21 protein-coding genes are annotated in these 24,217 nt (G+C 55.3%); 9 read left to right on the top strand and 12 right to left on the bottom strand.

The annotated features are described in order from the left end of the window. Positions 1 to 839: 839 nt before the first annotated feature. A complete protein-coding gene (locus F3I47_RS22725; protein WP_150029073.1) occupies positions 840 to 1,100 on the top strand; it encodes a phage holin family protein in 261 nt (86 codons plus the stop codon). Between the two features lie 28 nt (positions 1,101 to 1,128). Further along, positions 1,129 to 2,754: a cholesterol oxidase substrate-binding domain-containing protein gene (locus F3I47_RS12935; protein ID WP_150029072.1), complete on the top strand. Its 1,626-nt coding sequence runs from the start codon at positions 1,129 to 1,131 to the stop codon at positions 2,752 to 2,754. 64 nt (positions 2,755 to 2,818) lie between these two features. On the opposite strand, the gene F3I47_RS12930 is transcribed toward F3I47_RS12935, so the two are convergent. Continuing rightward, on the bottom strand, positions 2,819 to 3,094 hold the full coding sequence (locus tag F3I47_RS12930; protein WP_150029071.1) for a hypothetical protein: 276 nt from the start codon (positions 3,092 to 3,094) through the stop codon (positions 2,819 to 2,821). Positions 3,095 to 3,784: 690 nt separating this feature from the next. Between F3I47_RS12930 and licT the strand changes: the two genes are divergently transcribed. From licT to F3I47_RS12910, 3 genes are all read left to right on the top strand, one after another. Next, positions 3,785 to 4,618, top strand: a complete 834-nt coding sequence (gene licT / locus F3I47_RS12920) for a BglG family transcription antiterminator LicT (RefSeq protein WP_009092953.1) — start codon at positions 3,785 to 3,787, stop codon at positions 4,616 to 4,618. Positions 4,619 to 4,754: 136 nt separating this feature from the next. Next, complete coding sequence (bglF, locus tag F3I47_RS12915; RefSeq protein WP_150029070.1) at positions 4,755 to 6,617, top strand: PTS beta-glucoside transporter subunit IIABC; 1,863 nt, start codon at positions 4,755 to 4,757, stop codon at positions 6,615 to 6,617. A 12-nt stretch (positions 6,618 to 6,629) separates the two neighbouring features. Then, positions 6,630 to 8,024, top strand: coding sequence for a glycoside hydrolase family 1 protein (locus F3I47_RS12910; RefSeq protein ID WP_150029069.1), 1,395 nt, complete (start codon positions 6,630 to 6,632; stop codon positions 8,022 to 8,024). 65 nt (positions 8,025 to 8,089) lie between these two features. Here F3I47_RS12910 and F3I47_RS12905 read toward each other — a convergent pair whose 3' ends face one another. Further along, positions 8,090 to 9,217: a Fic family protein gene (locus tag F3I47_RS12905; protein WP_150029068.1), complete on the bottom strand. Its 1,128-nt coding sequence runs from the start codon at positions 9,215 to 9,217 to the stop codon at positions 8,090 to 8,092. A gap of 520 nt (positions 9,218 to 9,737) precedes the next feature. Here F3I47_RS12905 and F3I47_RS12900 point away from each other — a divergent pair. Then, complete coding sequence (locus tag F3I47_RS12900; RefSeq protein WP_150041105.1) at positions 9,738 to 11,678, top strand: methyl-accepting chemotaxis protein; 1,941 nt, start codon at positions 9,738 to 9,740, stop codon at positions 11,676 to 11,678. A 121-nt stretch (positions 11,679 to 11,799) separates the two neighbouring features. Here the strand turns inward: F3I47_RS12900 and F3I47_RS12895 are convergent, their stop codons facing one another. From F3I47_RS12895 to F3I47_RS12875, 5 genes are read right to left on the bottom strand one after another with little or no spacing between them, the layout of a single operon-like run. Next, positions 11,800 to 12,882: an ABC transporter ATP-binding protein gene (locus tag F3I47_RS12895; protein WP_150029066.1), complete on the bottom strand. Its 1,083-nt coding sequence runs from the start codon at positions 12,880 to 12,882 to the stop codon at positions 11,800 to 11,802. 2 nt (positions 12,883 to 12,884) lie between these two features. Next, positions 12,885 to 13,832 carry a carbohydrate kinase family protein gene (locus F3I47_RS12890; RefSeq protein WP_009092959.1) on the bottom strand — a complete coding sequence of 316 codons (948 nt, stop codon included), beginning with the start codon at positions 13,830 to 13,832 and terminating at the stop codon, positions 12,885 to 12,887. A 2-nt stretch (positions 13,833 to 13,834) separates the two neighbouring features. Next, a complete protein-coding gene (locus F3I47_RS12885) occupies positions 13,835 to 14,674 on the bottom strand; it encodes a carbohydrate ABC transporter permease (protein ID WP_150029065.1) in 840 nt (279 codons plus the stop codon). Then, a complete protein-coding gene (locus F3I47_RS12880) occupies positions 14,664 to 15,572 on the bottom strand; it encodes a carbohydrate ABC transporter permease (protein WP_150029064.1) in 909 nt (302 codons plus the stop codon). The genes F3I47_RS12885 and F3I47_RS12880 overlap by 11 nt, the downstream gene beginning before the upstream one ends. Positions 15,573 to 15,581: 9 nt before the next feature. Continuing rightward, the gene (locus F3I47_RS12875; RefSeq protein ID WP_150029063.1) at positions 15,582 to 16,829 is read right to left on the bottom strand and encodes an extracellular solute-binding protein; all 1,248 of its coding nucleotides are present in this window, start codon (positions 16,827 to 16,829) and stop codon (positions 15,582 to 15,584) included. A 293-nt stretch (positions 16,830 to 17,122) separates the two neighbouring features. Here F3I47_RS12875 and F3I47_RS12870 point away from each other — a divergent pair, with 293 nt between their 5' ends. Then, a complete protein-coding gene (locus F3I47_RS12870) occupies positions 17,123 to 18,292 on the top strand; it encodes an ROK family transcriptional regulator (protein ID WP_150029062.1) in 1,170 nt (389 codons plus the stop codon). 40 nt (positions 18,293 to 18,332) lie between these two features. Here the strand turns inward: F3I47_RS12870 and F3I47_RS12865 are convergent, their stop codons facing one another. The 3 genes from F3I47_RS12865 to F3I47_RS12855 form a co-directional block, all read right to left on the bottom strand. Then, a complete protein-coding gene (locus F3I47_RS12865) occupies positions 18,333 to 19,607 on the bottom strand; it encodes a Glu/Leu/Phe/Val dehydrogenase (RefSeq protein ID WP_009092964.1) in 1,275 nt (424 codons plus the stop codon). 455 nt (positions 19,608 to 20,062) lie between these two features. Then, positions 20,063 to 20,452 (bottom strand): DUF1090 domain-containing protein, encoded by a 390-nt coding sequence (locus F3I47_RS12860; protein ID WP_150029061.1) that lies wholly within the window; start codon positions 20,450 to 20,452, stop codon positions 20,063 to 20,065. Positions 20,453 to 20,576: 124 nt separating this feature from the next. After that, on the bottom strand, positions 20,577 to 21,347 hold the full coding sequence (locus F3I47_RS12855) for a MerR family transcriptional regulator (RefSeq protein WP_150029060.1): 771 nt from the start codon (positions 21,345 to 21,347) through the stop codon (positions 20,577 to 20,579). Positions 21,348 to 21,709: 362 nt separating this feature from the next. On the opposite strand from F3I47_RS12855, the gene F3I47_RS12850 reads away from it, so the two are divergent. Further along, entirely contained in the window at positions 21,710 to 22,105 is a 396-nt protein-coding gene (locus F3I47_RS12850; protein ID WP_046102667.1) for a hypothetical protein, read from the top strand. 44 nt (positions 22,106 to 22,149) lie between these two features. Here the strand turns inward: F3I47_RS12850 and F3I47_RS12845 are convergent, their stop codons facing one another. Both F3I47_RS12845 and F3I47_RS12840 read right to left on the bottom strand, forming a co-directional pair. Next, on the bottom strand, positions 22,150 to 22,623 hold the full coding sequence (locus tag F3I47_RS12845) for a nuclear transport factor 2 family protein (protein WP_150029059.1): 474 nt from the start codon (positions 22,621 to 22,623) through the stop codon (positions 22,150 to 22,152). A gap of 63 nt (positions 22,624 to 22,686) precedes the next feature. Continuing rightward, a complete protein-coding gene (locus F3I47_RS12840; protein WP_058958077.1) occupies positions 22,687 to 23,121 on the bottom strand; it encodes a 6,7-dimethyl-8-ribityllumazine synthase in 435 nt (144 codons plus the stop codon). Positions 23,122 to 23,498: 377 nt separating this feature from the next. On the opposite strand from F3I47_RS12840, the gene F3I47_RS12835 reads away from it, so the two are divergent. Next, positions 23,499 to 24,206: a phage antirepressor KilAC domain-containing protein gene (locus tag F3I47_RS12835; protein WP_009092970.1), complete on the top strand. Its 708-nt coding sequence runs from the start codon at positions 23,499 to 23,501 to the stop codon at positions 24,204 to 24,206. Positions 24,207 to 24,217: the final 11 nt, after the last annotated feature.

Below are 24,217 nucleotides of genomic sequence, written 5' to 3'. Positions count from 1 at the left end.
AAAATTCTTTTCTGAAAAATATAAGCTCATCAAAATTCTTTGCCCGCACTCTCCCCGCCCCATCAGTGATGACATTAGTGCTCAGACAGGGTCAGCATACCTGTTCCGCCTCTATCAATCTCTCCTGGCAGTAAATAAGGCATCCTGAAACAGGGTAATTCCTGCTTAAGTCGGGAAAGAAAATGTGAAAACCCTTCCGGAAATCCCCCCAGTCATTGAACAGGAAGATGCTACTGAATTTTTTAATTTTTTTATGAACCTGTACGTTAAAAACGCGCTTTCCAAAAAAATTATCATATTGGACTTTTTTTTAATTAACATCTACCGCCTGTCATGTATAGAAATCATAAAAACGGAGAGGAGGTTCGATTTTGATTATACTTGTGAATAAAAAAACCAGAAGCCTGTTTTGTAAAGGAAAGGTAATTTCCCTGAGCAGGAACGAATTCACACTTTTTATTTTTATGATCAAAAGCAGGAAGGCAAAGGAGATTGATGTTGCCGATTTAATTTTACAGGTATGGGAATCAAGATATAAATCCATCTCTGCTAATAATATTTCTCAGCTTTTCTATCTGTTGAGAAAAAAAGTTCAGATTATAGATCCCCTTTTGAATCTGACTTACTCAAAAAGCAAAGGCGTTCAGTTTTTTATACCCAAAAACCTCGTTTTTATCACCTGTAATGAAAAGATCTACTTCTTTTTACAAAAGAAAATCACCTGGTTCAGAAAATTTAAACGCCGCACTCTATTTTTTATTTGAGCATTGCGCTGATCTTCATTATCACTATATCCACTCCAGGTACGACAGGAGGCGTTAACATGTCAGGGGAGATATATGAGAAATGAACCTGAAACAATCTGGCTGGTGATCTTCTTGCTGATATCCTTTTTCGGGGGCGTAACAAGATATCTGTTAAGTGCTTACGCAGGAAGAGCAGCGCCAACGATACAAACACTTTTATCTGCGCTGACCATCTCAATTTTCTGGGGACTCCTTGGAGGTATTATATGTGTTAATTATGGATTGAGCCTGTATGAAGCCATTGTTATAAGTGGGTCTGTCTCATTTTTCTGTGGTGGATGTGTTTACCGTTAAATCTGAAGAGTATAAATAAGGACATTCTATGAGCAACCAGATTGCAACTGCATTCCCGTTAAAAACGTTCCGCACTGATTTTTTAAACTGGTCAAAAGAGACATCCGGAAAAAACATTCTCTCATGTTCACCTAAAACCAGTGCTGAATTACTCGATGTCATTAACTGGGCTGTTGATAATAAATTCAAAGTTCGCCCGGTAGGTATTCAGCATAACTGGTCAAGATTGACTATTGATAATAATGCTGACAACAGTGATGTTGTCCTGGTTGACATGACGAAACATCTTAATGCTGCAACGATAGTTAAACATGGTGATTACGGCTATGTCACGGCTCAGACCGGCATTCAGATGGAAGCTCTTGTTACTCTGCTTGAGAAAAAGAAATTGGGCTTTTATAGCATGCCTGCACCAGGCGATCTGACGCTTGGCGGTGTTCTCGCAATAGGAGGACATGGAACCGGCATCCCCTCTGTCAATGAAGAACGCCCCGCAGGGGGGAGCTGGGGAACCGTCAGCAATAACATTGTCGAACTCAAAGCCATTGTATGGGATGACAATCTTAAGCAGTACGTGTTGAAAACGTTCGAAAGAACCAACCCGGAGATATCAGCCTTTATGATTCATGTCGGGAGAGCATTTATTTATGAAGTTAAACTTCAGGTACCGCGCAACAAGCGTTTACGCTGCCAAAGCTTTGTCAATGTTCCCGCCGTCGAATTATTTGGTCAGGAGGGTGAAGGTATCAGAACCTATACCTCCTTTCTGGATAAATGCGGTCGTGCTGAGATCATCTGGTTTCCGTTTACTACCACACCATGGTTAAAAATCTGGACAGAGTCTCCAGCCTACAACAGGATATCCAGACCCGTCCATTCTCCCTTTAACTATCCTTTTTCGGATAATATTCCTGTTCAGGTTTCCGATTTGGTCAGGAAGATTCACAATGGCTTTCCGGAACTCACACCTTCATTAGGAAACCTGATGTTCAATCTGGTCAATATCGGACTTGGTGCGACAATCAGTAGCGACCTGTGGGGGTGGAGCAAAGATGTCTTGATGTATATCAAGCCAGACACGCTTCGGGTGACGGCTAACGGCTATGTCATCTTCACCCGCAGAGAGAACATTCAAAAGGTACTCAGTGAATTTAAGGCGAAATATGAGAGCATGGTGGATATCTACAAAAAATCTAACGCTTATCCCATGAATGGTCCGATTGAAATTCGTGTGACCGGTTTAGATAATCCAGCTGATACCGATATTGCTGGTGCTGTTCCTCCTGCACTCTCCGCAGCCCGGCCTGTTGATGCTCACCCTGAATGGGATGTTGCAATCTGGCTGGATAATCTGACGATGCCTGGTACTCCTGACTCACTGAAGTTTTTCAGAGAGTTGGAAGAGTGGGTGTTCAATCACTATTCTGGCGATTATGCAACGGTACGCGTTGAGTGGAGCAAAGGCTGGGGATATTCAGAAAAAGATGCCTGGGATAATGAGACGGTTATCGACACCCTTATTCCTGATAGCTTAACTCAGGGTATCACCGATGGGTATGACTGGCGTTTTGCAAAAGCGACGCTCGATAAGTATGACCCTCACTACCTCTACTCTTCACCTTTAACCATGAGGCTTTTTAAAGCGACCCTGTAGTCATCATTCGGTCGCTATGAATGAAGCCACCTAAACGGTGGCTTCATATCCGGATAGCTTATTTTTAATCACCCCATTCCTCATTGAAATGGTAGTTAATCTGACTGGCATCGCCACCCAGCGCACTGCCTAATGAAGCAATCGTTGTAAATATAGCAAAGCCAATCGAGTCAAGGGCGTGATGAATGCTTCCTAAGCCGATGGCATCCAATAGTCTCCCTGGAAAAGAGAGCAGGGGGGTATTGAATAAGTCGTTAATCAGCTTTACACCACCAACAATAATTTCACCAACGTTGCCACCTGAGACTGAGTTTACTTCGGTTATAGTAAGTTCACGCATTGAAATTTCCTTATCACAATAATAAATGGCAAATTTATTACAAAATAATTCTGCCTTCAATTGATGGTTGCATAAGCCAGACAGGCTGTCAATAATCCGGAAGCCAACTTCTCTTCATGAGAAAATAATAAATCTTCTCCAGCCTGATATCCGGAAGGAGTCGTTTAAATTATTTTTCATTATTCAGGATGTCTATTTCCGGTTTTTTATTGTTCCGTCGCATCTCACTATCTGCGGCTTGTTAATTCGCTCACACTTTTTCTGAAACAGAAATTCCCCGGCTTTTCACTGCCCGCGTTCGATAATAGTGTGGCCCCATCATCTGCAAAGGGTTATTACTGGTTAACAGGAAAAACCTGAGCGTCTCACGGTTTCTGCCACTGTGAGGCGCTCAGGTTTTTTTTGCCTTGCTCGTCCCTTCAGCTGGCTGGAACTGCAGCCGGCATTCAGTACTGGCATCGCCCGGCGGGTATCGCCCGCACTCAGGATGCCTGGGTGACGGAACGTAAAACCGTGGTGACATTTTAAATTTCCCTGTGCAGCAGGATCGCCGTCACGCTTTTCACCGAGGCAGATTGAGGTCCGCCTTAAAAATGGTAGAGTGCGCCTAGTGGATTGTTACTGCTCAGGCAGGCAAAACCTGATTTCTGGCGTCAGCCGGAGGTCAGGTTTTTTGTTTTTGGGGTCTGGATGAAAATCGCCAAAGTGCTTAATAACAATGTGGTGGTGGTTCAGGACGAACAGGGACGTGAGCAGGTCGTGATGGGACGCGGACTGGCTTTTCAGAAGCGTGTCGGGGACAGTCTTGATACCGCGCAGATTGAGAAGGTATTCGCGCTGCAAAGCGATCTTCTGGTGCGCCGTCTTGAGGAGTTACTGAACCAGATCCCTGCTGAGGTCATGACGACCTGTGACCGCATTATTAACCTGGCAGCGCAGCGATTAGGGAAACTGCAGGAGAGTCTCTACATCACATTAACGGATCACTGTTTCTTTGCCATCGAGCGGCAGAAGAAGGGGCTGGCGATAAAAAACGTGCTGCTCTGGGATATCAGGCGACTCTATCCCCGGGAGTTTGAGCTGGGTCAGGAAGCCCGTGCCATCATCGCCCGTCGTCTGAATGTGGAACTGCCTGAGGATGAAGCCGGATTTATCGCGCTTCATCTGGTAACGGCTCAGCTCAACAACGAAATGCCGGAAGTGATGGATGTGACGCGGGTGATGCAGGACGTTCTGCAACTGGTGAAGTATCAGCTGCAGCTGGACTATGACGAGTCATCGCTGAGTTACCAGCGGTTCGTCACCCATCTGAAGTTTTTTGCCCAGCGGATGCTGACACGAACCGTCGTTGATGACGATGATGTGTCACTCCATACCGCGGTCAAAGAGAACTATCCCAAAGCGTGGAAATGCGCGGTGAAGATTGCGCAGCATCTGCAGCAAAGCTATCAGCGCGATCTGACAGCGGAAGAGATGATGTTTCTCGCCATTCATATCGAACGGGTGAGAAAAGAGGGGCGTTAACCCCCTGAACCTGGATTGTTACTGCGTAGTGCAGGCAAAACCTGAGCGCGGCCTCTGAAAAGAGGTCGTTCTCAGGTTTTTTTATTTTTGGCTCCCTCAACGGATGTCTGCGGACATCGCTTGTAAGGAAAGAGAGATGGAATATCAGAAACTGGCGCAGGAGATCCTCAGCCATGTGGGTGGTAAAGCGAACATCGTCAGCCTGGAGCATTGCGCCACCCGGCTTCGTTTCAGACTGAAAGAGAGTCAGAAGGCGGATGCGGAGGCACTGAAGAAAAACCCGGGTGTGATTATGGTGGTTGAAAGCGGCGGTCAGTTCCAGGTCGTCATCGGCAACCATGTGCATGCAGTCTGGCAGGCGGTTCGCGCTGAAGCGGGACTACGCGATGACGCTCCTGTCGCAACGGACGAAAACGACAGTGGCGGTAATCTCTTCAGCCGGCTTATCGACATCATTTCAGGTATTTTCACCCCCTTTATCGGCATTCTGGCCGCTTCGGGCATTCTCAAAGGCCTGCTGGCCCTGGCTGTGGTCTGCGGCTGGCTTTCCGTTGAGAGCGGCACCTATAAAATCTGGTTTGCTGCCAGTGATGCGCTGTTCTTCTTTTTCCCGCTGGTGCTGGGTTTTACCGCCGGTAAGAAGTTTGGTGGCAATCCCTTCATCACCATGGTAATCGGCGGAGCACTCACCCATCCGACCATGATCGCCGCCTTTAATGCCAGCCAGCAGACCGGCGCAATGGCGGACGCGTTTCTGGGTATCCCTGTCACCTGGTTCAACTACAGTGCGTCGGTCATTCCGGTGATTCTTGCCGCGTGGGTGAGCTGCTGGCTGGAAAAGCAGAGCAACAGGCGGCTTCCTGCCTCCATGAAGAACTTTTTTACGCCCCTGATCTGCCTGGGCGTTACCGTGCCGCTGACTTTTCTGGTGATTGGCCCCGTGGCCACCTGGCTGAGCATGATGCTGGCCAACGGCTACCAGTGGATTTATGCGCTGGCCCCCTGGCTGGCTGGCGCCGCCATGGGTGCGCTGTGGCAGGTCTGTGTGATCTTTGGTCTGCACTGGGGGCTGGTGCCTCTCATGATCAATAACCTGGCGGTGCTGGGGCACGACTCAATGCTGCCGATGCTGCTGCCCGCCGTCATGGGTCAGGTTGGCGCCGCGCTGGGGATTTTCCTGCGCAGCCGTGATGACCGGCAGAAGGTGCTGGCTGGCTCGTCCGTGACGGCAGGGATTTTTGGAATTACCGAACCGGCTGTGTATGGCGTCAATCTGCCGCTGCGTCGTCCCTTTATTTTTGGCTGCGTGGCGGGTGCTATCGGCGGGGCGATTGTCGGCTTCAGCCACACACACGTTTACTCCTTTGGCTTTGCCAACATCTTCACGATTGCTCAGATGATCCCGCCCGGCGGGGTCGATGCCACCTTATGGGGCGGGATTGCCGGAACAGTGCTGGCGCTGTTTCTGAGCTGCGGCATGACCCTGCTTGCCGGTATGCCCAAAGCCGCCCCCCCTGTGGCGGCGACACCCCTCTCCTCAGACGAAAACGCGATCCTTTCCCCGCTGTCTGGCACCGTGCTGGCGCTCGATAAGGTGCCGGACGCCACGTTCGCCAGTGGCCTGCTGGGACGCGGTGTCGCCATCATTCCGCTTGATAACAAAGTCATCGCGCCATTTGCCGGTGAGGTCGCCTCGCTGTTTCAGACCCGGCACGCCATCGGCTTACTGAGTGATAGCGGCGTCGAGCTGTTGATCCACGTCGGCATCGATACGGTGAAGCTCGACGGCAAGCCGTTTATCGCACACGTCAGCGCAGGCGACAAAATTCAACCGGGCGATCTGCTGCTGGAATTTGATCGTCAGGCGATCCTTGATGCCGGCTATGACCTGACCACCCCCATCATTATCAGTAACAGCGATGACTACGCTGATGTCATCACGGCCGCAGCCAGCACCGTGACGGCCGGACAATCGTTACTCAGCCTCAGCCATCAATAACAGGAGAACAGCATGAAAACTTTCCCGGATTCATTTTTATGGGGCGGCGCCGTTGCCGCAAATCAGGTGGAAGGGGCCTGGCGTGAGGCGGGTAAAGGCCTTTCGACCTCCGACCTTCAGCCGCAGGGGATTTTTGGTCCGGTTTGCGAGCGGGGCCCAGGCACTCACAGCCTCAAGGATGTGGCGATTGATTTTTACCACCGCTATCCGGAGGATATCCGCCTGTTTGCCGAGATGGGCTTCAGCTGCCTGCGGGTCTCAATTGCGTGGACACGCATCTTTCCGCAGGGTGATGAGCAGCAGCCTGAAGAGGCGGGTCTGGCTTTTTATGACCGGCTGTTTGACGAGCTGGCCGCCCACAACATCACGCCGCTTGTGACGCTGTCACACTATGAGATGCCCTGGGGACTGGTGACGCAGTATGGGGGCTGGGGCAATCGGCGGGTGATTGATTTCTTCAGTCACTACGCCCGCACCGTCTTTACCCGTTACCGGCATAAAGTCAGACTCTGGCTGACCTTTAATGAGATTAACATGTCGCTGCATGCTCCTCTGACCGGGGTGGGCCTGCCGGAAACCGCCAGCAAAGGGGAGGTGTATCAGGCGATTCACCATCAGCTGGTCGCCAGCGCGCTGGCGGTAAAAGCCTGCCATGAGATTATCCCTGACGCCCAAATCGGCAACATGCTGCTGGGTGGGCTGGTCTATCCATTGAGTTGCAAACCCGAAGATGTTCTGGAAGCCCTGCAGGAGAACCGGACATGGCAATTCTTTGGCGACGTTCAGTGCCGTGGCGCTTATCCGGGCTACATGTTGCGCTTCTTCCGCGACAACCATATTGCCCTTGAGATCACCGACGCCGACCGTGAAGCGCTGAAATCGACCGTCGATTTCATCTCTTTCAGCTACTACATGACCGGCTGCGTCACCGCCGATGCCGCGCTGAATCAGCAGCTGCGGGGCAATATCCTGAGTATGGTACCGAACCCCCATCTGCCCGCGTCTGAATGGGGCTGGCAGATTGATCCGATCGGCTTGCGAACGCTGCTCAATCTGCTGTGGGATCGCTATCAGAAGCCGCTGTTTATCGTTGAGAATGGGCTTGGCGCGAAAGATAAACCCGATGCCACCGGGGTCGTGCAGGATGACTACCGCATCAGCTACCTCAACGATCATCTGGTGCAGGTCCGTGAGGCGATTGAAGATGGCGTGGAGGTCATGGGCTATACCAGCTGGGGCCCGATCGATCTGGTCAGCGCATCGAAAGCCGAACTCTCTAAACGCTACGGATTTATCTACGTCGATCGCGACGATAACGGTGAGGGTTCACTGGCGCGCAGCCGCAAGAAAAGCTTCTACTGGTATAAAGAGGTCATCGCCACCCGTGGAGGATCCCTGAAAGGATGATCGCCGCGGGAAAGCGACATCGCGCTGCCTGCGATCTCTTTTCCCTCCGTGCAAAACCGGCTGAGTCAGGGTGTCTCGCCGGTATTAACCTGATAGCGGGTGCTCCTGCCGCCGCCTTCCAGACGGTAAAGGCACCCTTTTTCGACCAGATCCGCCAGATGTCGGGTTGCAGTCGCTTTACTGACTTTTGCCACCTTCTGATACTGACTGGCGCTGATCCCCTGTTCAAATCCCTGCTCGCCGCCATCCAGCAGCCGGTTCAGCACTTTAACCTGCTCCTGACTCAGTCCCGTTCCCTGATAGCGCAGCCAGAATCGCGCCTTAATCTGCGTGCGGTCAATCACGCTCATCGCCTGTTGCAGGCTCTCATCAAGGATATCCAGAAACCACACCAGCCAGCGGGTGATGTCGGTGTCGCCTTTTTGCGTCTGTTCCAGAATGCAGTAATAGTCCGCACGGTGCGCCAGAATGGCGGGAGACATGGCGTAGAGACGGATACTCTGACTGTCGGCCTGCGCCAGTGCCAGGTCGGTGAGTGCCCGCGTGATACGGCCGTTGCCGTCATCAAAGGGATGCAGGGTCACAAACCAGAGATGACAGATCGCGGCCCGCAGCAACGGGTCGAGCATGACGTCCTGCTGGCTCTGGTTAAACCACGCAATAAACTGCGCCAGCTGCGGCTCCAGTCCGTCACGCGGCGGGGCTTCAAAATGGACGGTAGGCCGGTCGATACGCCCTGAGACCACCTGCATCGGCTCGCTGCCACGCAACATCCCGACGCTCAGACGCTGCACCGTCCATTCATCTGCCGGAAACAGCCAGTGATGCCACTGATACAGCCGCTCCATCGTCAGCGGCTGGCTGCGGTTGTTGATCGCGTCCAGCATCATCGCCGCCAGGCCTTCTGAGCGGTCAGAGACCGGCCAGGGCTGCTCTTCCGTGACGCCCAGCCGCCGCGCCAGCGACGAGCGGACCGACTGCACGTTAACCCGCTCCTCTTCAATGGCCGATGAGGAGAGGATATTACTGAGCAGGGTATCCAGCGTCTGGCTTTCGCTGTCGGGGTGCAGACTGGCGCGGCCCAGCAGCAGGCCGCGCTGCTGCTGCAGATGGCGCAGGCGCGGTAACAGCACGGCATCCTGCCAGTGAAAGTGGGGCCAGTCGGCCTGTTGCCAGATCCAGTGGGTGTTCATCGTCAGCTCAGGGTCAGGAAATGAGCCGAATCACGCACCTTATTCGGCTCACAGAATGAGGCGATAATAACAAATAATCGGCTCACAGAATACGCTGGCGAACCTGAGGACAGAAAAAAGGGCCCGCAGGCCCTGTCTGTTTAGCGGGAGAACTGAATAAAGGTGTCTGAGTAGTAATGTACAATCCAGGCAACATAAGCCAGCCAGATAATTAACCCACCTGTTAAACCGAATTTACCAATCATTGATTTCTCTCCACAGTGATAAGGGTCTGCAGCAATGTTTTACATAAACTGACAGTTGTGGAGAGCGGCTGTATTGTCGCAGATCAAAAAAATCCCGTTCATCATTCACGACATAATCCCTTAGCGATCAATTTCCCCGAAATAATCAGGCGGCGTTCTGCGTGCCGCAGGCTGAGCGCAGGGTAAAGTTCAAAAAAACGCCGCCGATAGATGATCTCAGGAGCACTATAACCACAAGGAGGTAAAGAGCAGGATCATTTCCAGGGGAAAAAATTATGTCCAGTTCGTTACTAAAAAAGAAAAAAATGAGTACCCGTGCGCAGATGCTGCTCATGGGCGGTTTAACCATCACGCTGGGCTTTACCGTCACCATCGGTGTCCTCAGCTGGCAGTCCGGTAAAGAGCAGAAAGCGCTGGCAGAGAAGTATCTGCAGCAGATTGCCCAGAGCCGGGGTCTGCAGGTGCAGCAGGAGCTGACACATGCGCGCGATGTGGCCAGTCATCTTGGACAAAGTCTGATCGCTTTACCGCATGCAGGCATTACCGATCGCAAGGCAGCGGACAAAGTGATGGAATATGCGCTACGCGCCAATCCGGAGTATCTGTCGATGTCAGTGATATTCGAACAGAATGCGTTCGATGGCCGCGATGCGGAGTTCGCCACCCAGCAGGGTCAGGCGCCACAGGGCCGCTATGCCTGGTTTGTTGACCGTGATGCCTCAGGCCATTACGCCATGCATCCTCTGCTTTCTTACCTCACGCCGGGACAGGGCGACTACTATCTCATCCCGCAAAAGTCTCAAAAAGATACGCTTACCGAACCCTATAGCTACGCCTATAACGGCGTGCCGACATTACTCACTTCGGTTGCTGCGGTGATTATGGATCAGGGCACGCTGAAAGCGGTCGTCACGTCAGATATTTCGCTGGCCTCGCTGCAAAAGAAAGTGAACCAGATTAAACCCTGGCAGGGCACCGGCTATGCGCTGCTGCTCTCCAATGGCGGCAATGTGGTCTCATCGCCGGTTAAAGAGGAGGCCGGAAAACCCTGGAAAGGACAAACCGATAACTTTACCTCGAAGGTGGTGCAGCATTTTGATGGGGTACTGGGTGAAGAGGCACTGGTCACCTGGCAGCCGGTCGTGATCGGCAACAGCGATAAGCCCTGGTATCTGGGTGTGGTCGCGCCGGTCAGCCAGGTGATGGCCGCCGCCAACCGCCAGCTGATGTGGGCAGTGATCCTGATGGTGGTGAGCATTCTGCTGGTCGGTACGGTGCTGGGTATGCTGTTCAGCCGTAAGGTGCTGCGTCCGATTGGCGGCGAGCCGATTGAAGCGGCTCAGATCGCGCTGGCGGTAGCCGATGGCAAACTGGATAACGCGATTGCCGTGCAGAAGGGTGATCGCAGCAGCCTGTTCTTTGCCCTTGAGACCATGCAGACCCAGCTGCGACAGATTGTCGGACAGATTAAAGATGCCAGTGAATCGGTGCGTCAGGGAGCGGGGGAAATTGCCAGCGGCAACCTCAACCTGGCGTCGCGCACCGAGGAGCAGGCTGCTGCGCTGGAGCAGACCGCCGCCAGCATGGAGCAGATTAGCGCCACGATTCGTCTGAACGCCGACAACGCACAGCAGGCGACCAGCCTGACCGAAAACGCCACGCACATCGCCAGCCGCGGTGCCACGCTGGTCGGTGAGGTCGTGCAGACCATGGCGCAGATCGATGACAGCTCGAAAAAAATTGGCGATATCACCACGATGATCAACAGCATCGCTTTCCAGACCAATATTCTGGCGCTGAATGCAGCAGTGGAAGCGGCGCGTGCTGGTGAACAGGGACGCGGCTTCGCCGTGGTCGCCAGTGAGGTGCGTAATCTGGCCCAGCGCAGTGCCAACGCTGTGAAAGAGATTGGCGCGCTGATCGAAGAGTCAAGCGTGCGGGTCGAAAGCGGCGTCCGGCTGGTGAACGATGCCGGTAAGACCATGCAGGAGATGATGCAGGCGGTGAACTCGGTGCAGGGGATTATCGGTGAGATTGTCACCGCCTCTGACGAGCAGGCGCGTGGCATCAGTCAGGTCACGATTGCCGTCAACGAGATGGATGGCACCACCCAGCAGAACGCCGCGCTGGTGCAGCAGATGTCCGCCGCCGCCAGTTCACTGGAGGATCAGGCGCAGCAGCTGGCGCAGACGGTGGAGCAGTTTCACCTGGCATAAAACGCACTGACAACGCCGTCGCTGCCGGACAGGGCGACGGCGCAGACCTCTTCCGCAAAGTCGCAACACCCGCCATCCCTGGCGGGTTAGCCCTCTGTGTGGGCTGTCTGATGCAAATTCATTACGCCTCTGTCAGGCGCTCACCGCTGACGGCATCAAACAGGTGCATCCTGTCCGGATTAACCGTTACCGGCAGCGTGCCACCCGGCACGGCATCACTGCGGCCGCTCAGCTGCATATGCAGCAAAAATCCCTGCCACTTGAGATGTAACAGCGTCGACTCCCCCGTAATCTCAACGATATTCACCGTCGCCGGTTGCCCGCTGACATCGGTGATCAGATCGTGAGGGCGCACGCCCAGCGTGACCGACTGACCCGCCTGCTGCTGTGCGGCACGGTGCCAGCGGGAAGGGAGCCGCAGCCACTGCTCACCACAGCAGACGCCTGGCACGGCGTCCCGTACTTCAAAGCGGGCATCCAGCAGATTCATCGGCGGTGAGCCGATAAACCGCGCCACGAAGGTGTTAACCGGGCGATCATAAATCGCCAGCGGCGCACCCTGCTGCACGATAACGCCATCCTTCATCACCACGATCTGATCGGCCAGCGTCATCGCTTCGACCTGATCGTGGGTGACATAAACCATGGTGGTTTTAAAACGCTGATGAAGCGATTTGATTTCGGCGCGCAGCTCCATCCGCAACTGCGCATCCAGGTTCGAGAGCGGCTCATCAAATAAAAACACCTGCGGGTTGCGCACCATCGCCCGGCCCATCGCCACGCGCTGCCGCTGTCCGCCCGATAAAGCCCGGGGATAGCGCTGCAACAGCTGGTCGATGCCGAGAATGCCCGCAATCCGGGCGATTTTGCTCTTCTGCTCCTCGCGCTTCACCTTTTTCACCTGCATATGAAACGCCAGGTTCTCAGCGACGGTCAGGTGCGGATAGAGCGCGTAGCTCTGAAACACCATCGCGATATCCCGGTCGGCGGGGTCGAGATCGTTGATGCGCTTTTTGTCGAGCAGGATGTCGCCGTCAGAGACGCTATCCAGACCGGCAAGCAGCCGCAGCAGGGTGGATTTACCGCAGCCGGAGGGACCGACCAGCACGGTAAAAGTGCCGTCAGGAATGGTTAAATCCAGCGGCTGCAGTACGCTCTGTTTACCGTAGCGCTTCGCCACCCGTACAAGTTCAACACTGGCCATGGTCAGCGCACCTCATTTGAAAGTTGGAGTTGTTGCCAGCTGGGATAGCGGCGCGGTGAGCTACTGATTGCCTGTGACGCCACGTCAATGCCCCAGCGCAGTGCGGTGTGAGAGGAGTGCTGATAGAGCAGGGCCGTGAGAAAACCGGCATTGAAACTGTCCCCCGCACCGATGGTGTCGACCACCGTCACCGGTTGTGCGGCGGCAAATTGCACAGAGGCGGCAGACCAGAGGCGTGCGCCCTCTGCGCCGCACTTGATCACACATCCGCCGCGGCCGCTGAGCCGCGCTGACAGCTGTTTGCCGCTCTGCTCCAGCAGCTCTGCACCCGCCAGACCCAGCGCCTCCACCTCATTCAGCAGCAGCCAGTCGCAGTCCGCTAACCAGGACGCAATCTGTAAGCGAAGGGCATCGCTCCAGCCCGCTGGCGGCCAGCCGGTGTCCACCGCCACACAAAAACCACGCTGCTGTAAGGTAGCCAGCAGCGCGGGATAGTGTGCATAAAGTTCCAGGCAGAGAAAGGTGCCGCACAGCAGCACGATGTCACCCGGGACGGCCTGCGGCGGCAGCTGAGCCAGCACATCGTCGACGGTCAGCAGGGTAATGTGCCCGTAGTTGCTGAGAAAGGAGCGTTCGTTATCGGGGTGAGTGACGCCTACCGTCAGTGACGTCTCGCAGGCGTAGCGCGGCCACTGCTTCGCACTGTGCGGAAAATGGCTGGCCAGCCAGTGACTCAGACCATCATTACCCTGGTTGGCGATAGCGCGATGCGGCACCTGCATCGCCTCCAGCGCCAGCGCGCAGTTTCCGGCCGAGCCGCCGGGCCGAAGCTCACTGTGCTGCAGCATCACTTCGGTGCCGCGCTGCGGCCAGTCACTGAGCGTACTCATGATTAAATCGACGTTGATATTACCCACCACATAGAGGGTGGCGACAGTGGAATGGTTCATAGTTATCCCTTACTTCCCCCGCTGGTGAGACCACTGACCAGCGTTTTCTGCAGCCAGATGGCGATAAACAGAGGCGGTACCGATGCCAGAATGCCAATGGCGGCGATCAGCCCGTCATCCGTCGCCCGTCCGGCGGTAAAACCGGCAATGGCGACCGGCAGGGTCTGGGCCGACAGATTGCTGGTGAACAGCAGCGCGTAAAAAAATTCATCCCAGGCGAGCAGCCAGCCAAACAGGGCAGCGGCACCCAGCACCGGTTTTGCCAGCGGCAGCGTGATGCGCAGCAGAACCTGCCAGAAGCGCAGGCCATCCAGCCGGGCTGCCTGTTCGATATCACGGGGCAGGGCGTCGAACTGATTCTTCAGCATCCAGGTCAGAAACGGCAGGATCAGCGAGCAGTAGACCATCACCAGACCGGGACGGGTGTTGAGCAGCCCCAGCTGTTGCAGCAGGAAGTAGAGCGGCAGTACAAAGGCCACGGGCGGCACCATATAGATCGCCAGGGCGCTGGAAAGCCAGGCCTCGCGACCGCTGTAGCGCGAGAAACTGAACGCCGCCGGGATCGCCAGCAGCAGGGAGATCGCCGTGGCGACCGACGCGACCAGCAGGCTGTTTCCCAGTGCATGCAGGAAGATCGCGCCCGGCTGGCCAGGTGCCAGCGAAATCAGCCCCTGATAGCGGCTGAAATCCCACTGGCGCGGCAGCCATTCTAACGGCACACGTGAGAGATCGCTGGCGGAACTGACGCTCATCAGAAACAGCCAGCCCATCGGGGCGAGAATGCTGAAGGCGACCAGCAGCGCAGCCCCGTAACGCAGCCCCTGGCGCAGTTTAGTTTTCATAGGCGGAACTCCGGCGGCGCTGATGCCATAACATCAGCAGATAGAGCGTGATCAGCAGGGCGCACATCAGGGTCATCAGGATCGCGTAGGCAGCGCCGCTGCCCGCACGCAGGTAGCTGAACGACTCCTGATAGACGAAGAAGCTCAAAGTTTTGGTGCTGTCCACCGGTCCGCCGCGCGTCATCACATAGATGATGTCAAAAATTTTAAAGGCATCGATGGTGCGCAACACCAGCGCCACGCCCAGCGGCGCGACAATCGCCGGGAAGGTGATCGCCCGGAAACGACGCCAGGCGGAGGCCCCATCCAGTCGAGCCGCCTCAAACAGATCGTCGGGGATCGACTGCAGCGCAGCCAGCACCAGCAGGGTGACCAGCGGATAGTTTTTCCAGATGTCTGCAAACATCACCGCATTCAGCGCGGCATCCGGCGACCCCAGCCAGCTGCGATAGCCGTCAATAATGCCCAGCTGGGTGAGCAGGGCGTTGATGCTGCCGTAGTCGGGGTTGAAGTTCAGCCGCCACATCATGGCATTGACAATCGTGGGCAGCGCCCACGGCAGGATTACCAGCACCCGCAGCACGTTGCGTCCGTGGAATCGCTGATTCAGCAGCAGCGCCACCAGCACGCCGATGATCCCTTCACAGACCACAGAAACCACGGTGAAATAGAGGGTACGCCAGATCGAAGCCCGGAAATCGGGATCGCTCAGCGCATAGAGGTAGTTTTCCAGCCCGACCCAGCCTGGCGTTTCCCCACTGCCAATCAGCGCAGCATCGGTAAAGCTGAGCCAGATTGTGCGCACCAGGGGCCAGGCGGTCAGCAGCAGCATCACCAGCAGCATGGGTGCCAGCAGCATCCATGCCTGACGCTGTTCGCGTTGACGCAGACTCAGCATCATCACTCCTTAACGCAGCCGGGCGGCGCTTTTATCGACCGTCGCCATCGCATCCTGGGCCGACGTTTTGCCCAGTAACACCTGCTGCAACTGCTGCTGGAGCTGGTTCGACAGGCGCGAGTAGTCGGCCGTCTCAGGACGTGACAGCATCACGTTAAGCGATTTATCCGCCGCGGCGATCAGACTCTCCTGACCTTTTTTCACCGCCTCATCCTGATAAGACGATTTCCAGATCGGCAGGCTGAGTTTCGCATACTGATTCTGCACCGGCTGAGAGGTCATATAGCGGATGTACTGCCACGCTTCATCCGCATGGCTGCTGCCTTTGGTGATGCCCAGCCCCATTGAGCCGTTGACCGCACCCACTTTGCCCGGTGCATCCCCCGGCGCAGGCATGATACCCACCTCACCCGCCACTTTGCTCTGCTTTGGATCGTTGGCCATGTTGTACATGTAGGTCCAGTTCAGCGCGAACGCCGCATCGCCATTGGAGAACGATTTACGCACATCCTCTTCCAGATATTCACGCGACGCCGGATTGCTCAGCCCCTGATCGAGTGAGCTTTTCATCAGCGCCAGCGCCTTCAGAGAGGCCGGGCTGGAGAAGTTGAGCTTGCCGTTCTGATAAAACTGGCCGCCAAAGCCGGAGACCAGCGTGGTGTAATCACACACCAGCGCTTCCGCCTGAGACCAGCTCCAGACGAGCGGATAGGTGACGATCTTTTTCTCTTTAATGATTTTCGCGTCATCCAGCACCTGCTGCCAGGTGTCTGGCAGCGTCGTAATGCCCGCTTTCGCCAGCATCGCTTTGTTGTAATAGAGGTACTTGGTGTCGAGGATCCACGGCATGCCGAGCGTTTTGCCTTTGTAGACCACCGTGTTCATCGCACCCGGGAAAACCTTCTCTTTTTCGTCGGGGGTAATGCGTGATGAGACATCCTGCAGCAGATCGAACCGGCTGAATTCTGCCGGCCAGATGGCATCGAACAGCACCACGTCATAACCATTGCCGCCCGCACCGCGCGCCGCCACGATCTTGTCATGCAGTGCTTCATAGGGAACAAACTCCAGATTGACGCTGACATCCGGATGCGCTTTCTGAAAGTTCTGCGTCATGGCGCGGATATCATTTTCGCTGTAGGCGGCCTGCGTCATAAACAGGGCATTAATCTGCGTGGCCGCCGCGGCGCTGCCTGCGCTTAACATCAGTAAGGCGGCAAAGCCGGCTTTGAGTCGGGGTGTGTAACGCTGTGACATGGTCTTCTCCACTATGCAGCAACAGGCTGTTGGTTAATTAAATCAATTTGATTGATTTAATCAGGGGCGTAATGGTCAGCGGGCAGGCTGACCTGTCAGGAATTAAGCAAAGGACGTGCCAGTAAAGGGCGGTAACAGTAACAACGTCGTAACAACGCTGGCGCCCAGCCTGCGCTTTTATCGCCGCCTTGCCTATCCTGAACCGCGGAAATTGCGTACACGATCAAAGATATTGTTTGCCTCCATTGCTCCGCATACCAATACTGTGAGGTCGCGCTGTAAGGGAAAACAACATGAGAACCTCAGGCACCAACCTTGAACATGCGCGGGCGCATAACCGCCGTGTGGTGATTGAAGCGATTCGTCTGCATGGTGAGCTGACCCGTGCTGAACTGGCACGGCTGACGGCGCTGACGCCGCAGACCGTCTCCAACATCGTGGCAGAGCTGGAGCAGGCTGAACTGCTGACCAGCCGCCAGCCACGCCGCAGCGGGCGTGGTCAGCCCTCCATTCCGGTCACGCTGAATCCGACCAGTGCCTGGTCGATCGGAATTCACCTCGATCACCAGACCCTGCTGCTGGTTCTGGTCGATCTCAGCGGCGAAGTCCACTTCCGCCGCCTCCTGCTGGTGCAGAAGCCCCAGCCTGCTGCTACCCTGGCGTGCATTGCTGACGTGCTGACGGAGATGCGGGCCTTTCTCGGCGCGCAGTGGCAGAAGGTATTAGGCATAGGCGTGGTGATGCCGGGACCGTTCGGCGTAGAGGGCATCTCATCAGTGGGGCCGACCACCCTGAACGGCTGGGAGCAGGTCGATATTGAAGCTGAACTTGGCGCGATCAGTGGCCTGCCGGTGACGCTGGAGAATGACGCCACCGTGGCCGCCATTGGTGAACGGTTTCATGGCATCGCCCGTCAGCTTAACTCCTTTATCTATCTCTATATCGGCACCGGCCTGGGCGCGGGGATCTTTACCGATGGCCACATCTACACCGGCCATGCCCATAACGCGGGTGAGATCGGCCACATCGTGGTCGAGCCGGGCGGGCGCGACTGCTACTGCGGCAATCAGGGCTGTCTTGAGCGTTATGTCTCGTTACAGGCTGCCTACGAGTTCTGCGGCCTCGATCCGATGCGGGCGCTGCCTGACGACCTGCTACAGACTGATCCTGCGCGTTTCAGTGCCTGGATTGAAAGCATAAAGACGCCACTGCGCCAGGCAATCAATATTCTGGAGTCGGTGTTTGATGCAGAAGCGGTGATTATCGGCGGGATGATGCCCGCGCCGTTGCTGGAGCAGATGGTCGCGCAGTTACCGCCGCTCTATCAGTCGGTGCGCGGACGCTATCTGAATGCAATGCGACTGAAGACCGGCATGACCGGCAGCGATACCGCCGCGCTGGGTGCCGCCGCGCTGCCCATATTCGATGAGTTTAACCCGCAGTTTCAGGTGCTGATGAAGTAGAGAGGAAATGGCGCTGTTGCAGACAACAGCGCCACCGGGATCAGCCCGGATAGATCCCGCGATCTTTACGCGCCATCAGGATACGCTCACACGCCACGATGTAGGCCGCGGTGCGCAGCGAGCACGCTTTCTCTTTCGACTTGTCCCAGACGTGAACCATCGCTTCTGTCATGATCTTGTCTGAGCGACGATTGATCTCATCTTCACTCCAGAAGAAGCTGGCCATGTCCTGCACCCATTCGAAGTAGCTGACGGTTACGCCGCCCGCATTGCAGACCACATCCGGCACCACGATAATGCCGCGCGAAGCGAGCATGTCGTCGGCGTCAGGGTAGGTGGGGCCGTTCGCGCCTTCCAGCACGATTTTGCAGCTCAGCACCTCAGCACGCTCACGGGTAATCTGACCCTCCAGCGCCGCCGGGATCAGAATGTCCATCTCCGTCGTCCAGAACGCCTCTTTCTCAATACTCTGCGCGCCCGGGAAACCGGCGATCTGCTTGTGCGCAATCTGCCATTCCGTCAGGGCTGCCATGTCGATACCGTCGGCATTGAACAGGGTGGCCGTGTGATCCTGAATCACCACCACGCGCGCGCCCGCCTCGTCAAACAGTCGGGCCGCTTCACTGCCGACATTACCAAACCCCTGAACCGCCACGCGGGCGCCTTCAATTTCAATGTCTGCGCGACGCGCCACTTCGCGTCCGGTGATAAAGACCCCGCGGCCGGTGGCTTTCTCACGGCCCAGCGAGCCGCCCAGATGAATGGGTTTACCGGTGACGACGCCAGTGACGGTGGTGCCGAGGTTCATGGAGTAGGTGTCCATCATCCACGCCATCACTTTACCGTTGGTGCCGACATCCGGAGCCGGGATATCTTTCTGCGGCCCGATGATGATGCCAATCTCACTGGTATACCGGCGTGTCAGACGCTCCAGCTCGCCCTCAGAAAGTTTAAAAGGATCGACGCGGATGCCCCCTTTAGCGCCACCGTAGGGCAGGTTAACGGCGGCACACTTGATGGTCATCCAGGCGGAAAGCGCCATGACTTCGTTAAGGTCGACATCCGGATGATAGCGAATGCCCCCTTTGCCGGGACCGCGTGAAAGGTTGTGCTGAACGCGATACCCTTCAAAATGGCGAATTGAGCCATCATCCATCTGCAGGGGAATGTCGACAATCAGTGCCCGCTTGGGATGACGTAAAGTATCTATCCAACGTGAAAGATCGCCCAGATAGGGCGCCACCCGGTCGATTTGCTGCAGGTAGGTTGACCAGGCAGATGTGCTGCTTTCAGACGCATAAGATAACTTATCCATAAAAAACCTTTCTTAATGAAGTTATTTATTGTGTGGAGCCGTGGATGACGCGCGTACTGTTTTGCGCCGTCATAATCTAACACTCCTGAAACAAATAAGATGTGGCAGGCGCCCGGCCCCGACCGGGTCATGCCCCATTCCGGGGCAGAGAAAGTGAATAGTTTGCTGATTACACCCCGCACAAGGCGAATAATGATGCGCGTGAAGTGCGTATTTTGTGAATAGCGTGAGAAAACTCGCTATCTTTCAATTCTTTGAAGGCGTTCAAAAAGTTAAAGAATTGATCGACGCGATATTGACTTTATTGCACCAATTAAGTGCATGAGAATAAGTAATCAACCGATTACATTAAGTAATGGATAAAAGGTGAATAGCGGTGATTATTCAGCAGGTTAGGAAACAGCCGGGAAAAGTTAAAAAATAAGAGGCCAGCGCTGCTGGCTGGCCTTATCAGATTAGTGAGTCAGCGCCTGTTCCGCTTCCTTCAGATCCTGACGCGCCTCAGCAAGCTTCTCTTCACGCTTGCGGATTTTGCTGGCACTGCGTTCTTCAGCTTTCGCCTGAGCCAGTTCCTGTTCGCGCTCCTGAACCTTGCTGCGCTTTTCGGCCACTTTTTCCTGTCGCTGCTTCAGCAAGCCGCTTTCGGTGCAGTGCTCTTCAACCTCACGCCGCGCTTTTTCCAGCCCGGCAATCTGGTGAGAATTATTGTGCTGTCGGGCAAAGGAGAGCTGCGTCTCAATCTCCTGCTTTTTCGCTGCACAACCGGTTAACGCAAAGTCGGCATGCGCCGCCGTGAAGGTCAGGGGCAGCAGGCAAAGGCTGAGGGCCAGTAAGGTCTTTTTCATTGTCGTCTCATCTATGAGTCAGGAGGTGGAGACAACAGTATACGAAGCCGCCTTAAGCGGTTCTTAACAGAAAAAAATATTCACTGGCGCGGAAAAAGCGGAGAGGGGGAAAGGCTGCCTGCTGTCAGGCAGCGCTTGAGGCGGTTGACCGGGAAAGGCTAAGGCGGCAATCAGGACCACTGAGCATAACGGGATACCCCTGCTGACTCTGCTTTCTGAAATAGTCCTGCATCACCTGACTGATGCCAGCACCACACCACATGACATGATGCGCATGGCGTCCGGTGTTGAACGCTGGTCGTCCGCTGGCACTGGCGTCCACCTCGACACTAAAACCCATCGCGGTCAGACGAATGGCTTCCAGCCAGATTTCGGTTTTGTCCATGACGCTCACGGCTTCCAGAAATAGCGGAACAGAGGCGTGGTTTCGCGCCGCATCACGCATCATCAGGTCAGCCTGCTGCTGCACCGTTTTTTCAAACCGGGCAAGACGGCGTGTGGCACCCTGACGCCGGTCTGCGTGAAGCCAGACACTCAGAGGGCGCAGCAGATTAATAATGAAGTCATCCCCGCTGTAGTTACCGGACATATTGTTCATCTGACGCGAAAGCGACAGGGGTGTCCCGAACTCAAGCTGCCAGAGCATGTCACCTTTACGCGCCGCCCAGCCGTGGGTCATGATCGAGGTGGCGGTCTGCTGACCCTGTCTGATCTCCTCGGGCGTCGCGCCCGTGGCAGTTAAGTCAACCAGCGTGCGGATTTCACTGAGCTGTGCGTCACTCCAGTGTTCAGCGTGTTGTCTGGGCGTCAGTAACCCCTGCTTCACCCAGCGCTTCAGGTTCGCAGGATGCGTGCCGGTTATTGCACAGACCGTTTCCGTTGTATGAAAAAGCATATTGTGCCCTCTGTTGAGGGAATGGCCGCCGGGGTTAACCGGGGATGAACGTCTACTATGAACCTGATAACCGCTAATGAACAGGGGGGCTCCGGAGGAAAAACAGCGGCCACGCGGCGTGACGCTGCGTTTATTCATCGTGAGCAGCCGGGTAAATTGAGGCTGATCAGCAGGTTAAAAAATCTGCGGCTCGTGAAAAAAAAGACTGTTTATTTATTCAGTAAAAATTCTTTACGCAACTATACCGGGCAAACCAGGGATATTTTAACTTTTTTAAGAGGATGCCGATCTCTCCTCCTCTTTTATCTGCCAGGCAAACGACTAAAATATGGGGCTCTGATGATCAGGAGAAAGAGTGCCCAATGCCTTATCGTTTTACCTTCGCCGCGTTGACGGTTGCTGCGTTATTAACCGGCTGTGCGAAACAGACGCCCAGCGATACGCCAGATGAATTTGCTGCGGGTCCGACGCAGATTGATGTCTCACACATTAAAACCCGTGCCGATGATGGTTCAAGCGTCTTCCTGACGGTAGATGGCAAAGATGCCGGTAAATTACCGAATGGCGAAAGCATGCTGCTGCACGTTCCGGCCGGAAAACACCAGATTGGCGGTTATGTGCCGACGCTGTTCGGGATGGGGCGTGTCACCATCGCACCGGTGGAAGTGACCACGTCACCTCAGGACGTCAAGAAAGTGGCCTATACGGTCACCCGTAACAAAGCCACCTTTGTCGAGAACAAGGACGAGCAGGGCTGAGCAGAGGACAGCGGAGAGCAACGCTCTCCGCTGAACGCGCCGCGTTATAAGCCGAGTTCACTCAGGGAAGGGTGATCGTCAGGCCGTCGTCCCTGCGGCCAGTGGAAAAGCCGCTGCGCTTCGCTGATTTTCAGATCGTTAATGCTGGCAAAGCGCTGCTTCATCAGACCCTGCTCGTCAAACGCCCAGTTCTCATTGCCGTAAGAGCGATACCACTGCCGCCGCTCATCGTGCCATTCATAGGCAAAGCGCACCGCTATCCGGTTTTGATCGAAACTCCACAGCTCCTTTATCAGCCGGTACTGCTGCTCCCGCTGCCATTTTTGCTCCAGAAAGGCGATGATCTCACTGCGGCCGGTCAGGAAGGTATCGCGGTTGCGCCACTGACTGTCCACAGAATAGGCCAGGGCTACCCGCCCGGCATCGCGGCTGTTCCAGCCATCCTCAGCCAGACGCACTTTCTCTGCCGCCTCTTCAGGCCGGGTAAAAGGGGGTAAGGGCAGACGTGAAGTTTCCAATGTTTCTCCTTAACGGCGCAAAGGCCCGGATGTTATCGCTAACCGGGCTGAGTTACGGCCATATTAAAGTTCAAGCGCGTGGATCTGGCAGACGGCACGAGCCGCTTCCTGACCTTTTTTCACGAAGTGCTGGGTGTAAAAGTCGATAAACTCCGCCGAAGGCTGGAAGTTATGCGGCGTCAGGGAGACCGAGAAGACCGGCACGTTGGTGGCCAGCTGGGCCTGCATCAGACCACTTACCACCGCCTGAGCCACAAAGTCATGGCGATAGATGCCGCCATCCACGACCAGCGCCGCGCAGACAATCGCATCAAAGTTGCCGGTCTGCGCCAGACGCTGTGCCAGCAGCGGCATTTCAAATGCGCCTGGCACATCCCAGGTTTTGATCTCACAGGAGGTTCCCCGGCTCTCCAGTTCCTGTTCGAATCCGGTCAGAACCTGAGAAACGATTTCGCTATGCCAGTTAGCTTTAATAAAGGCGACTTTCAACGGCTGCATGACTTACTCCAGTAAAAGGTAATATCCCGTGGTAATGAGCGCGATGACGTCCTTGAACCCCGGATGAAACGTTAAGCCGGACAGGCCGGTAACCTGCTGACTCTCATCACTATACTGTAATGTAAACAGCCTGTGTCCACCATTGTCATTATGTGTGAATAACCTTTCCTCTCTTTGCGGGCATTAAACCCTGTCAGACAACCGCCAGAGCCGTTCAGACGCCTGATCCTGCCCGCAGAATCCCTTTCACCGCCCGGTTTGCGTAACAGCTTCCGGTTATGAAACTGCTTAAATAAAATACTGGATACCTGAACAGTATTTTGTATAATAAATGGACTGCCCGCCGGGTATTGGTAGCGTTAGCGAGGGGTGAACCCATGATGATTTCGACTGAAAGCCTCAAATCTCTGGAACAATCGGTCACAATGAGCAGCCGTGAGCTGGCTCAGATGACCGGTATTACACATGGAGAAGTGAAGCGGTTAATCAAAAGTCTGGAAACGGCTCAGCGTCTTTCTCAGCCGCTCAAAGTGAATGACTATGAGCGCGAAGGGGAGGTGCGTCAGGAGTACCGCCTGAGCAAGCGTGACTCCCTGCTGGCCGTGGCACGCCTGTCGCCAGGCTTTACGGCCGAAGTGCTGGATCGCTGGCAGGACCGGGAAAGAACCACCCATCTGCCGGACTTTACCAACCCGGCTGAGGCTGCACGTGCCTGGGCTGAACAGTTTGAACAGCGTCAGGCGGCGGAGCAGCAGCTGGCTCTCTCCGCGCCTAAGGCCGCCTTCTTTGATAACTTCGTTCAGGTGGATGACTCGCTGGGCTTTCGTCAGCTCTGCAAAATGCTGAAAGCGAAAGAGCCGGAGTTTCGTCAGTTTCTGCTGGAGCGCAATATCATGTACCGCGCCAAAGGTACCCTGACGCCGCAGCATTACCATCTGCAGGCCGGCTACTTTACGCTGCACACCGGCACCGGCGAAAACCAGCACGCCTTCTCACAGGCGCGTTTTACCGCAAAAGGGGTGAAATGGGTGGCCAGCCTGTGGGCAGCGCATCTTTCCGCTCAGCCAAAAGGGGCCGCTGCGTAGCGGCGCCTCTG

The organism is Pantoea sp. M_10 (genome assembly GCF_008631515.1).
Lineage (GTDB): Bacteria > Pseudomonadota > Gammaproteobacteria > Enterobacterales > Enterobacteriaceae > Pantoea > Pantoea anthophila.
Note: the sequence above shows the minus strand (reverse complement) of the source record. Positions and strands in the feature narration are given on the sequence as shown.